We start from the raw sequence: 12,164 nt of genomic DNA, 5'->3' as shown, positions 1-12,164 counted from the left end.
ACCAATCACGCGGCGCGAAGCTGCAGCAGACCTTCGACTCCTTGGAGGAACGTCTCGCAGATCGGCTCCGGGTCGTGCAGGCAACCGGTGGCCATCGCCCCGTCTCGCAGCATCACGAATTGGCGGGCGGCGGGTTCAGCCGGTGCACTGCCCACGCGGGCCAACTGTTCTGTGATCGTGCGCGAGAACCACTGCCTGTGAGCCAGGACAGCTTTGTGGACGGGGTGGGTTGGATCGGGATACTCCGCCGCGGCGTTGAGGAACGCACATCCGCGGAAGCCGGGAGTCCGGATGCCCTCCGCGATGTACGTGGCAATGGCCCTGAGGGTGTCCAGAGCCGGCAACTCCCGGGCGACGATGTCGTCCACCTGGAGCCGGATGGCCTGGTCGGCTTCCTGCAGATAACAGACGATCAGGTCGTCCTTGCTGGCGAAGTGCCGGTACAGCGTGGCCCGGGTCACCTTCGCCTCGGCAACGATCCGGTCGATGCCGACGGCGTGGATCCCCTCTGTGTAGAAGATCCGCGTCGCCGTTGCGAGCAGCCGCAACCGCGCTTCGGACACGTTCGTCATCGTCGAGACTCTATCAGATAGAACGTTCGGTCTTGACGGCATCGCATGGAGCTGACACTCTGAGAACGAGACCGAACGTTCTACCTCACCGTGAGGCGACCGCAGGTCTCACCATCATCGAAGGAGTTCTCGTGAGTACCCGTACCGCCGCCGCTTCCACTGGCTCCAGCACGCCCGCTCTGCGACGCTTGTACTTCGTCCGTTTCGGATTCGCCCTTGTCTGGGCCGGCCTGCTGTTCACGACCGCGTCGAAGCTCGGGCCGGTCAGCGTCACGCTGCTCGTGCTGTATCCCCTGTTCGACGTGGTCGCCGCTGTCATCGACGTTCGTTCATCCCAGGCCGCCAAACCCGCCATGGGCCTGTACGTGAACATCGCGATCAGCGGGATCGCCGGCGTCGGCCTCGCCTTCGCAGCCGCGTCCGGCATCCCGGCTGTGCTGCGCGTGTGGGGAGTCTGGGCAGTCGTGTCCGGCCTCACCCAACTCGTCGTCGGCGTCAGCCGCCGCACGCTGGGCGGCCAATGGGCGATGATCATCAGCGGGGCCGTCTCCGCGATCGCCGGAACGTCCTTCATCCTGCAAGCCGGCCAGCCGAACGCATCGCTGGTCACCCTGGCCGGATACGCCGCCCTCGGCGGCATTTTCTTCCTTGTCTCGGCGATCCGTCTCGGCACAGCTCGCTGACTACGACTCACTCGGCGGCTTGGCGCGCAGCCGAGATGAACGATCGGTACCAGTGATAGCTGGCGCGCGGTGTGCGGTGCTGGGTCGGGTAGTCGACGTGGACCAGGCCGAATCGATGCTTGTAGCCGTGCGCCCACTCGAAGTTGTCCAGCAGGGACCAGCAGAAGTAGCCGCGTAGCGGTACCCCGGCCGTCGCGGCCACCTCGGCCGCGGCGATGTGGTCGCGCAGGAAGCAGATGCGGTCGTCGTCCTGGAATGCGTCGGAATCGGGGTACACGCACCCGTTCTCGGTGATGTAGATCGGCGGCAGGCCTGGGTAACGTGTGGCGAGTTCGGTCAGCGCGGTGGTCAGACCGGCCGGTTCCACGGGCCAGCCCATGCCGGTGCGAGGGACGTCCGGCAACTGCGTCGTGTCCACGCCGATGTCGCGGGCGGTTCGCTTGGCCGGGTCCGGCTCCTGGTGTGGCGCGTCGGCGACGTGCAGCCGGTAGTAGTAGTTCACGCCGAGGTAGTCCAGCGGTTCGCCGATGATCGCCAGGTCCTCGTCGTGCCGGAACGAGAAGTCGGTGATCGCGCCGAACATCGACGTCAGCTCTTCCGGGTACGCCGACCCGAACAGCGGATCCGTGAACTGCCTGCGCAGCAAGCAGTCCTGGCGGCTGGCCGCGGCGACGTCCGCGGGGTCGCCGGTCACCGGCACGGTGGGCGACTGGTTGAGCACGATGCCGAATTCCTGACCGGGCAGGGCGTTGGCGCGCATCGCCTGTACGGCCAGACCGTGGCCCAGCAGCAGGTGGTGCGCGGCCGCCAGCGCGCCGTGTCCTTCTCGCGCTCCTGGTGCGTGCCTGCCTTCGCCGTAGCCGACGATCGAGGAACAGTACGGCTCGTTCAGGGTGGTCCACTTGCTCACGACATCACCAAGGGCATCGTGCACGATCGCGGCGTACTCGGCGAACCACCCTGATGTGTCGCGGTTGCGCCACCCGCCGTGATCTTCCAGCGCCTGCGGCAGATCCCAGTGGTACAACGTGATGAACGGTTCGATTCCGTTGTCCAGCAACGTCTCGACGAGGCGCCGGTAGAAGTCGACACCGCGCTGCTCGACCCGGCCGCGCCCGTCCGGCAGGATCCTGGACCACGAGATCGAGAAGCGGTAGGCGTCGACGCCGAGGTCCACGAGCAGACGAACGTCCTCGGCCCAGCGGTTGTAGTGATCGGCCGCCACGTCACCGGTGTCGCCGGACGCGACCGCGCCGGGAACCGCCGAGAACGTGTCCCAGATGGACGGGCCACGGCCGTCCTGCCGCGCGGCCCCTTCGATCTGGTATGCCGAAGTCGCCACGCCCCAGCGGAACCCAGCCGGGAAAGCAGTGGTCACAACAAGCTCCTCATCCTTTGATGGCGCCGGACATGATGCCGCCGACGATCTGACGGCCGAACAGCAGGAAGACGGCGAGCACCGGCACCGTGCCGATCGTCGCGGCCGTCAGCACCAGCGTGTAGTCGGTGGTGTACCCGCTGGCCAAAGTGGACAGTGCGGTCTGCACCGTCGGGTTCTCCGGTACCAGCACCACGAGCGGCCAGAAGAAGTCGTTCCACGCCTGCATGAACGTGAACAACCCCAGCACCGCCGCCGCGGGCCGGGCAGCGGGCAGCGCGACGTGCCAGAACAGCCGCAAGGAGTTGCAGCCGTCCATCCGGCCCGCCTCGAGCAGTTCACCCGGGATCGCCCGCTCGAAGTACTGGCGCATGAAGAACACCCCGAACGCGGTCACCAGGCCGGGCACGATCACCGCGTGGATCTGACTGGCCCAGCCGAACTCGCTCATCATCATGTAGAGCGGGATGACCCCGAGCTCGGTCGGGATCGCCTGGGTCGCGATGATCACCAGCAGCAGGACGTTGCGGCCGCGGAAGCGCAGTTTGGCGAAGGCGAACCCGGCCAGGGTGGAGAACAACACCACCGACACGGTGATCGTGCCCGACACCACGATCGAGTTGGTCAGCGCCAACGCGAAGTCGGTGGTGTCGAAGACCCGGGCGATGTTCTCGAAAAGGTGACCGCCCGGCACCAGGACCGGCGGCACGGTGTCGATCGCGTCCGGCGTCTGCGAGGACACCACGAACGACCAGTACACCGGGAAAGCCGAGCCGGCCAGCACCGCGATCAGCGCGGCGTACGTCCATGGCCCCGCGGCCCGCCTGGCCAGCCGGCGCGCCCGGCCCTGCGGACCGGCCGGCCGCACCGGCGTGGGCGGATCCAGTACAGCAGTCATGGGTCCCCCTCAGTCCGTCTGAATCCGTTTGGTCACCAGGTAACCAAGACCGGCGACGATGATCGTGGCGATCGCCAGCACGACCGCGATCGCCGAGCTGTAGCCGAAGTCGTAGTTGGCGAAGCCCTGCTCGTACAGGTACAGCGCGGCGGTCTGGAACTGCCGGTCCGAACCACCGGTCGCGGCCGCGGTGCCAGGGTTGAACAGCAGCGGTTCGGCCAGCAGCCGCATGTTGCCGGTGGTCGCGATGATCGTGGTGAAGATGATCTGCGGCCGCAGCAACGGCACCGTGACCCGCCAGAACTGCTGCCAGCCGTTGGCTCCGTCCAACGTGGCCGCCTCGTACATGCTCGACGGGATCGCCTGCATGGAGGCAAGGAAGATCAGCGCGTGGTAACCCGTCCAGCGCCACACCACCATCGTGGCGATCGCGATGTGCGACGTGGCCGTGCCCGCCTGCCAGTCGATGTGCCCGGCGCCGAACAGCTCAAGCACCCAGTTGATCAGGCCGAAGTCCCGGCCGAACAGCTGCGCGAAGATGATCGTCACCGCGGCCACCGAGGTGACGTTCGGCAGGATCACGCCCATCCGGAACAGCGTGCGGGTCCGGACCTTGCGGTTGAGCAGCTGCGCGATGCCCAGCGCGAACAGGATTTGCGGAACCGTGGTCAGCAGCCACAGGCTCAGCGTGTTGCCCATGGCGTTCCAGAAGTACGGATCGGCGAACAACAGCTGGTGGTAGTTGCTGAACCAGATGAAGTACGCCTCAGCGGAGTCGACCAGGTTGCGGTGCTGCAGCGACACCCAGACCGTGTAAAGCAGGGGGAACAGCCCGAAGACACCGAAGAGCAGGAAGTACGGCGCGACGTACGCGTACGGCGCGAACTTCGTGTCCCACCGGTGCCTTCTGGCTGCCCGGTCCACTACCGCCATGTCAGCTCGTCAGTTTCTGGACGTCGCCGACGAACTGGCGCCACGCGTCCTCACCGTTCTGCTTGCCCTGCTCGACGCGTTGCATCGCGTTGCCGATCGCGGTCTGCACGTCACCGGCCTTCGGGCCCTGGTACTGCGGCTGGAGCCGCTTGGCCGCATCGGTGAACAGCTTGCCGACGGGAGCGTTGTTGAAGAAGGGGTTCTGGTAGTTCACGATCGCCGGGTCGTCGTACAGCTTCGGTGTCGACGGGAGCAGCCCTGAGCTCGTGAACACCCTGGCCTGCTGCTCGGGCGCGGTCAGCCACGCCGCCAGCTCGACGGCCTTGTCGATGTTCTTGCCCTGCTTGGGAATCGTGAGGTACGACCCGCCCCAGTTGCCGCCACCGCCAGGCACGGACGTGACGTCCCACTTGCCCGCGGTGTCCGGCGCCTGGTCCTTGATCTTGGCCATCTGCCAGGCCGGGCAGGTCACGGTCGCGAACTGGCCCTGCTTGAACCCCGTGTTCCAGACCGGCGTCGAGTAGAGCAGCTTGGCCGACAGGTCGGCCTGCACGCCGTCGACCACGAGATCCCAGCCCTGCTTGATCTCCTGGTTGCTGCCGACGGTGATCTTGTCGGACTTGTCGTAGTAGCCGACGGATGCCTGCCCGACGATCGCGTTGAGCACGGTCGGGCCGCCGTCGAACCACTTCACGCCCGCGGGTGCCTTGGTCTGGAACCGTTTGCCCGCGGCCATGAAGTCCTGCCAGGTCGGCCACAACGCGGCCACCTGCTCGCGGTCGACAGGCAACCCGGCGGCTTCCAGCAGGTCACGGCGGTAGCAGATGGCAAGGCCGCCCACGTCGGTGCCGTAACCGATCTGCTTGCCGTCCTTGCTCTGCGAGGCTTCCCACTTCCACGCCAGCCAGCGGTCCTTGAGCTTGTCGCCGCCCTTGGTGTTCAGGTCGACGAACTTGTCCGGGCTGGCCTTGAACTGGGCGATGTAGCCGGTGTCGACGGCCTCGATGTCCGCGGCCCCGTTGTTGGTCGCCAGGTGGGCGGCGAGGTTCTTGTGGTGGTCGGAGTAAGCGGCGGTGCGGTCCTGGATCTCGATGTCCGGGTGCGTGCTCGCGTACTCCTTGAGCAGTTCGGTGTAGCCGAAATTGCCGAACAGGCCGATGGTCAGCTTTGTCTTGCCGCCTGCCGCGGAATCGCTGCCGCAGCCACTGAGCACCATGGCGGTCGCCAGCGCGGCACAGCCAATGGCCATTGCTTTGGGGCGCATCAAAGGCCTCCGTTGTTTTTGGGCGCGCTCGAGCAGAAATGCGGTCTCAAGCGGGCGGACCGGCACCCTCATGCAAACCGGTCCGAGATGTGTGGCGTCTATGACAGCGGGGTTAAGCGAGATCCGTCAAGTAACAAAACAATAACTGTCCACACTGGGGCGTTGGGTTTGACTAGGGCGCCTGCCACTGCGTAAGTTGATGTAACCGCTTACGGTGAACGGGAGGTCCGATGGCGACCGGGCGCGAGATCGCCGAGCTTTGCGGCGTGTCCGTTGCGACGGTGTCGCGTGTCTTCAATCAGCCGGAAACGGTCAACGACGAGACAAGAGAACGCGTTCTGCGGGTCGCGAGGGAACTGGACTACCAGCCCAATGAATCCGCGCGGGCATTGTCGACGAAACAGTCGACGATGATCGGCCTGGTGTGGGACACCGATCACCGCAGGCCCGGCTGGCGGCACCCGTATCTGCAGGATTTGCTGATCGGGTTGAAATCCGCGCTCAGCGCGCACGGATACCACCTGCTGATGCTGGCGACCAGCGGTGATTCCCGTGAGGTCGGCGCGTCGCTGGCAGATCCGGTCGGCTACGTGAACATGACCCGCCGCCACCACCTCGGCGGGCTGGTGCTGATCGACAGCGGGTCCGACGCGGAAGCGTTCGAAACCTTCGCGCAGTCGGGTGTTCCGTGTGTGGCGCTGGACGTCGCCATCGCCGGCCCGAAGGCCACGTACGTCACTTCGGACAACGCGGCCGGCGCGGCATCAGCCGTACGCCATCTCGCCCGGCTCGGCCACTCCCGGATCGCCACGATCACCGGCCCGCCGGGAAACCAGCCCGCCGAAGCACGAATCTCGGGCTATCACAAGGCAATGCGGGAGTCCGGACTGCGGCTGCGCGACGACTACGTTGTGGCCGGGGACTTCTACCGGGCAAGCGGAACCGCTGCGATGCAACGACTCCTCGCACTGGACGAGCCGCCCACAGCCGTGTTCGCGGCCAGCGACGAGATGGCCGTCGGCGCGCTGCTCGCCGCCCGCGCCGCAGGCCTACGCATCCCAGAGGATCTCGCACTCGTCGGCTTCGACGACATCGAGATCGCATCCGTGGTCGATCCGGCACTGACCACAGTGGCACAGGACAAGCCCGGGTTCGGCGTGGCCGCGGCCAAGGCGATCATGGCCATGATCACCGGCGCGGACCGCGAGGAACCAGTGATCCTGCCGACCCAGTTGGTCGTCAGGGATTCCTGCGGATCCTGATCCGATTCACATGTAGGTACGGATGCGTCGCGTGACGTGAGGATCCTGGCCAGATGCGAGCTGGCGGGGCTTCAGTCGTCTTGCCCGACACCACGATCGGGTGCGCTCATATCCCCCGTCGCCGGCGTGCCATCGGCGAGCCCGTAGCGCAGGTACACGGCGCCCTTCGGAGCGGCTACCGGCGGTTCGAGGAGTGTGACGTTCGTGGGCACCGCACCACCGTCGAACACCTTCTTCCCGACGCCGAGCACGATCGGGTGCAGCCAGAGGTCGAGACGGTCGAAAAGCTTCTCGCGCAGGAGGGTCTGCACCAGGTTCAGGCTCCCGACCACCTTCACGTGCTCGTGCCGGTCGCGGATCTCGCGCACCGCGCCAGCCAGATCCGTGCCGAGCTGAGTGGATCCGGCCCACGAAAGGTTGGGCCTGCCGCGCGAGGCCACGTACTTCGGGACCCTGTTGAACAGCGTGGCGATCTCGTTGTCCTGGCCGCCCTCTTGATGCGGCCAGTAGGCAGCGAAGATGTCATACGTCCGGCGGCCGAGCAGCAGGGCGTCCGTGCCCTCGTACGCGGCAAGGACCTGCGCTCCGGCGACCTCGTCCATCATGGGCGCCTGCCAGCCGCCGAACGGGAACCCCACCGGGTCCTCGTCGGGTGTGCCAGGCGCCTGCCCGACGAGGTCGAGGGTTGCGAACAGCTCGATGTGGATGAGGCCCATGCCGTGCTCCCGATGAGTTGGTGTCTCGGTCGATAGGTAGACGATTGGGCGCCAGCAGATTCATCGCTGCCGGCGCCCAACGTCCTACTCGTCGACCTGATCACTCACCGGGTGTATTCCTTGTCCACGAACAAGCGGTTCCGTTTTCCAGCATCGCGACGGTGTCCCCTGCGACTATCCCCGTAGTCGTCGTCTTCTTCGTCGTCCACCCTGGACACCGGCTGGTACGCGCGCCGTCCCCTCCGGCGGGTGGCGAACCAGAGGAGGAACACCGCCAGCGCGACCAGCAACGGCAGCAGCGCGACCGCCACGACCATCGTGGTGCCGTCGGAGTCCGAGTTCAGCATCAGTGGTGTCGGCTCGGCCAGGGTGGCGTAGTCCACGTTGTTGGTGCTCTCAAGGATCGTCATGTGCTTCATCACGACCGTGTTGGCCGTCGTGGCGTACTTGCGGATCTCCGGATCCGTGGTCTCCGCGCGAACCTGAGCGATCAGCGGGAAGATCATCCCGTGCGCCGCGCGCAACCGCATCGCCCAGACGGAATCGAACCGCGCACCCGTCGATGACGCCATCTCCGTGAGCCAGCTCTTCTGCGCGTCATTCGGGGCTTGCGGCAACGGGTGCCCATACTGCGCCGCGAGCTGGTTTGTCACATCGTCCAGCATCAGGTGATCACTTACCAGAGTACGGCCGACCTCTTGCACCCTGGGATCAGACGACCGCTCCTGCGCCATTTGACCGGAAGGTATCTCCCAGAGACCTGCCAGCTTGACCTTGGTGAGCAACTCTCCGTCGAGGTAGCTCAACGGCGGATTCCCAGGTTGCGCGGACGCGACGGTCTGGCCGGCTGCGAACAGCGTGACCAACAGCAACAACAACGACGCTAGCGATCGCTTCATGGCGCCCTTCCCTGCCTCTCCAGGCCTCACCAAATCCATGGTGGACACGCACCTGGTTTGTGCCTTCACCGTCGGATACGAGCTGGTTCACCGAGGGGTTCAACACATCTCGACATGCATGACGTGCGGCATCCGGCGACGGCAGACCCCGAGACTCTGCAACTCGTTCTCGCCGAAGATGACCTTGGTCGCACGCCGCCGCACTCGTACGCGCTGCCTATGGACGACATTGCGAAACCGAGCGGGCACGCTATACGGTTGACCGGAAGTAGAACAGGTTACAGTTTGGGCGGTGGGTCGGACCGAGGAGCGGACATGGCGAAGAGGGCACCGCGCGGCGACGAAGCCGATTACGTGGTCGTCGGGTCGGGTAGCTCGGGGGCCGCGATCGCGGGCCGGCTGGCGCAGTCGGGCGCGAGCGTGATCGTGCTCGAGGCCGGCAAGACCGACGAGAAGATGCTGGTCCGCAAGCCCGGCCTGGTCGGCCCGATGCACGCGGTCCCCCAGCTGAAGAAGGCCTTCGACTGGGGCTACTACTCCGTACCGCAGAAACACCTCCTCGACCGCAGGATGCCCGTGCCGCGCGGCAAGGTGATCGGTGGTTCGAGTTCCATCAACGGCATGGTCTACGTGCGCGGCAACCGCTCCAATTTCGACTCATGGGCCGCCGAGGGCAACGTGGGCTGGGACGCCGAGAGCGTGAACACCGCGTACAAGCGGATGGAGGACTTCGAGGACGGCGAGAACGCGTTCCGGGGCGCGGGCGGACCGATCCGGGTCACCCGCAACAAGACCCCGGAGGAGGGATCGCTGCAGTTCATCCAAGCCACCGCCGACACGATCGGCTGCAAGATCATCGACGACTACAACGCCGAGTCGCAAGAGGGTGTCAGCCGGATGCAGCAGAACGCCGCAGCCGGCCTGCGCTACAGCGCCTCACGCGGCTACATCCACCACCTCGCGTCCCCGACGCTGCAGGTGCAGTCCGGGGTGCTGGCCAGGAAAGTGATCATCGAGAACGGTCGTGCGACCGGCGTCGAAGTCACTGACGCCGACGGCACCCAGCGCACTGTCCGGGCCGGCAAGGAGGTCATCCTCTCGGCCGGGTTCGTCGGGTCGGCGCAGCTGCTCATGCTTTCCGGCGTCGGCCACGCCGAGCACCTCAGGGACCACGGCATCGACGTGGTCGCGGACCTGCCGGTCGGCGACAACCTGCACGACCACATGTTCCACGCTCTGACATTCCACGTGTCGTCCAGCCGGAACAGGGGAACGGCGCCGTACTACGCGCGCAGCCTGGTCAGGGAGATGCTCCGGCCCGGAACCACGTTCCTGGCGCATTCCGTCTTCGAGGCAGTCGCGTTTCTGAAGACCTCCCAGGCCGATTCGATCCCCGACCTCCAGTTGCACCTCCTGCCATGGGCGTACGTATCGCCCAACCAGGACGAACCGATCCGGCACGATGTCGACAAACGCACGGCGCTCACCGTGCTGACGACGCTGATCTATCCGAAGAGCCGCGGCACATTGCGGCTCGCTTCGGCGGATCCCGCGGCGGCACCGCTCATCGACTTCCAGTACCTGGCCGACCCTGCCGATCTCGATGTGCTCTGTGAGGGCTCGGACATGGTCCGCGAGATCTTCGCTGCGAAAGCGTTCCAGGGCACCGTGAAAGAGGAGATCCATCCCGGCAGGCAACTGCGGGGCCAGGAGCTGCGGGACGCGATCCTCAATCGCGCGACTTCGGTGTACCACGGCGTCGGCACCTGCCGGATGGGTGTTGACGAGCTCGCCGTCGTCAGCCCCGATCTGAAGGTCCGCGGCGTCGACAGACTGCGGGTCTGCGATGCCTCGATCATGCCGTCGATCACCGGCGGCAACACCAACGCGCCGAGCATCATGATCGGCGAGATGGGCGCGCAACTCGTTCTCTCGGACAAGTGACGGGAAGAGGACCATGACCCTCACCCCGCTTGGGCTCACCCGGCCGGCGTCCACAACCGACGCGCTGGTTCAGCGTCTCGTGGCCAGAGTGCCGGGCTCGACCGGCGCAACCTGGACGCTCACTGAGGTCTACACGGGCGACGCGGTTGTCGAACTGCCGCAGTCGTCGCCTGGCGACATCGAGCAGGCGTTCGCCGTCGCACGCGCCGCGCAACGCAAGTGGGCCGCTACACCGCTCAAGGACCGGCTGGCGGTGTTCAAGCGGGCGCATGCGATCTTCGTCGACAACGCGCGGACCGTCGCCGATCTCATCCAAGTCGAGAGTGGCAAGAACCGGCGGATGGCGATCGAGGAGACCTGCGACCCGCCCATGGTGATGAGCCACTATCTCAAACGGGCCGCCAAACTGCTGGCACCGACGAGGCGCGGCGGGCCGGTTCCGCTCCTGACCACTTCCACCGAGATCCGGCAGCCAAAGGGTGTCGTCGGCATCATCGCTCCGTGGAACTTCCCGTTCGCCACTGGTATCTCCGATGCGGTGCCTGCGCTGATGGCCGGCAACGCGGTCGTGCTGAAGCCGGACAACAAGACGGCGCTCTCGCCTTTGTACGGCGTCCAGTTGCTGGAAGAAGCCGGCCTACCGGCAGGCCTGTTCCAAGTGGTGTGCGGCGAGGGCCCGGACGTCGGTCCCACCCTGATCGACAACGCCGACTACGTGATGTTCACCGGCTCCACGGCCACCGGCCGGGTGATCGGCGAGCGGGCCGGCCGCAACCTCATCGGCTGCTGCCTTGAGCTCGGCGGCAAGAACCCGATGATCGTGCTCGAGGACGCCGACATGACGGAAGCCGTGCAAGGCGCGGTCTTCGGCGCGTTCGGCAACACTGGTCAGATCTGCATGCACATCGAGCGGATCTACCTGCCGGAGTCCCGTTACGACGAATTCAAGAACGCGTTCGTGGCCAAGGCGGAAGCACTCGATGTCCGCGCTTCCTATGACTTCGGGCCAGATATGGGCTCGCTCGTCTCCGTCGACCACATGCACCGCGTCAAATCGCACGTCGACGACGCCGTCGCCAAAGGCGCCACCGTCCTCTGCGGGGGCAAGCCCCGGCCCGACCTCGGCCCGGCGTTCTTCGAGCCGACGATTCTCGAAGGCGTCACGAAGGACATGCGCTGCGGCGTCACCGAAACCTTCGGACCGGTTGTCGCACTGCATAAGTACGGCACCGTCGATGAAGCTGTGGCGCTCGCCAACGACACCGATTACGGCCTCAACGCCTCAGTCTGGGGAGGCGATGTCGACGCTGCGTGCGCCGTGGCGTCACGTGTCGAGTCCGGCAACCTCAACATCAACGACATCCTGGCCACGGCGTACGCCTCGAAGGGCACGCCGTCCGGTGGTCTCAAGAGCTCGGGCGTCGGCGCGCGCCACGGCGACCAAGGCCTGCTCAAGTACACCGACGCGATAAATATGGCTGTGCTCAAGAAACAAGTCATGGGCCCGCGGCGCGGCCAGACCTACGAGAAGTACGTCGAGGGAATGCTTTCCGCACTGAAGATGATGCGGAGATTCCGCATCCGGTGACGCTCGGTCTTGGGTGCGGGCGCACCC

General features: G+C 66.0%; 11 protein-coding genes. 4 read left to right on the top strand and 7 right to left on the bottom strand.

Going from position 1 to position 12,164, the window contains the following annotated elements:
• Window positions 1-5 precede the first annotated feature (5 nt).
• Window positions 6-572, bottom strand: a complete 567-nt coding sequence (locus tag B9C43_RS36715) for a TetR/AcrR family transcriptional regulator (protein ID WP_084431394.1) — start codon at window positions 570-572, stop codon at window positions 6-8.
• A gap of 131 nt (window positions 573-703) precedes the next feature.
• Here B9C43_RS36715 and B9C43_RS36710 point away from each other — a divergent pair, with 131 nt between their 5' ends.
• Window positions 704-1,255, top strand: coding sequence for a hypothetical protein (locus B9C43_RS36710; RefSeq protein WP_084431392.1), 552 nt, complete (start codon window positions 704-706; stop codon window positions 1,253-1,255).
• Between the two features lie 7 nt (window positions 1,256-1,262).
• Here the strand turns inward: B9C43_RS36710 and B9C43_RS36705 are convergent, their stop codons facing one another.
• The 4 genes from B9C43_RS36705 to B9C43_RS36690 are packed head-to-tail and all read right to left on the bottom strand — an operon-like array spanning window position 1,263 to window position 5,728.
• The gene (locus tag B9C43_RS36705; protein WP_084431390.1) at window positions 1,263-2,633 is read right to left on the bottom strand and encodes a GH1 family beta-glucosidase; all 1,371 of its coding nucleotides are present in this window, start codon (window positions 2,631-2,633) and stop codon (window positions 1,263-1,265) included.
• A 10-nt stretch (window positions 2,634-2,643) separates the two neighbouring features.
• Complete coding sequence (locus B9C43_RS36700) at window positions 2,644-3,531, bottom strand: carbohydrate ABC transporter permease (RefSeq protein ID WP_033389025.1); 888 nt, start codon at window positions 3,529-3,531, stop codon at window positions 2,644-2,646.
• Window positions 3,532-3,540: 9 nt separating this feature from the next.
• Window positions 3,541-4,464 carry a carbohydrate ABC transporter permease gene (locus tag B9C43_RS36695; RefSeq protein WP_084431388.1) on the bottom strand — a complete coding sequence of 308 codons (924 nt, stop codon included), beginning with the start codon at window positions 4,462-4,464 and terminating at the stop codon, window positions 3,541-3,543.
• A gap of 1 nt (window position 4,465) precedes the next feature.
• Window positions 4,466-5,728, bottom strand: coding sequence for an ABC transporter substrate-binding protein (locus B9C43_RS36690; protein WP_084431386.1), 1,263 nt, complete (start codon window positions 5,726-5,728; stop codon window positions 4,466-4,468).
• Window positions 5,729-5,958: 230 nt separating this feature from the next.
• On the opposite strand from B9C43_RS36690, the gene B9C43_RS36685 reads away from it, so the two are divergent.
• Window positions 5,959-6,990: a LacI family DNA-binding transcriptional regulator gene (locus B9C43_RS36685; protein WP_084431384.1), complete on the top strand. Its 1,032-nt coding sequence runs from the start codon at window positions 5,959-5,961 to the stop codon at window positions 6,988-6,990.
• Window positions 6,991-7,061: 71 nt separating this feature from the next.
• Here the strand turns inward: B9C43_RS36685 and B9C43_RS36680 are convergent, their stop codons facing one another.
• On the bottom strand, window positions 7,062-7,706 hold the full coding sequence (locus B9C43_RS36680) for a dihydrofolate reductase family protein (protein ID WP_084431382.1): 645 nt from the start codon (window positions 7,704-7,706) through the stop codon (window positions 7,062-7,064).
• A gap of 104 nt (window positions 7,707-7,810) precedes the next feature.
• Window positions 7,811-8,605, bottom strand: coding sequence for a DUF4142 domain-containing protein (locus tag B9C43_RS36675; RefSeq protein ID WP_160096927.1), 795 nt, complete (start codon window positions 8,603-8,605; stop codon window positions 7,811-7,813).
• 315 nt (window positions 8,606-8,920) lie between these two features.
• On the opposite strand from B9C43_RS36675, the gene B9C43_RS36670 reads away from it, so the two are divergent.
• Entirely contained in the window at window positions 8,921-10,549 is a 1,629-nt protein-coding gene (locus B9C43_RS36670; RefSeq protein WP_084431378.1) for a GMC family oxidoreductase, read from the top strand.
• A gap of 13 nt (window positions 10,550-10,562) precedes the next feature.
• A complete protein-coding gene (locus B9C43_RS36665) occupies window positions 10,563-12,137 on the top strand; it encodes a succinic semialdehyde dehydrogenase (RefSeq protein WP_084431376.1) in 1,575 nt (524 codons plus the stop codon).
• Window positions 12,138-12,164: the final 27 nt, after the last annotated feature.

The organism is Kibdelosporangium aridum (assembly GCF_900176515.1).
GTDB classification, from domain to species: domain Bacteria; phylum Actinomycetota; class Actinomycetes; order Mycobacteriales; family Pseudonocardiaceae; genus Kibdelosporangium; species Kibdelosporangium aridum.
Note: the sequence above shows the minus strand (reverse complement) of the source record. Positions and strands in the feature narration are given on the sequence as shown.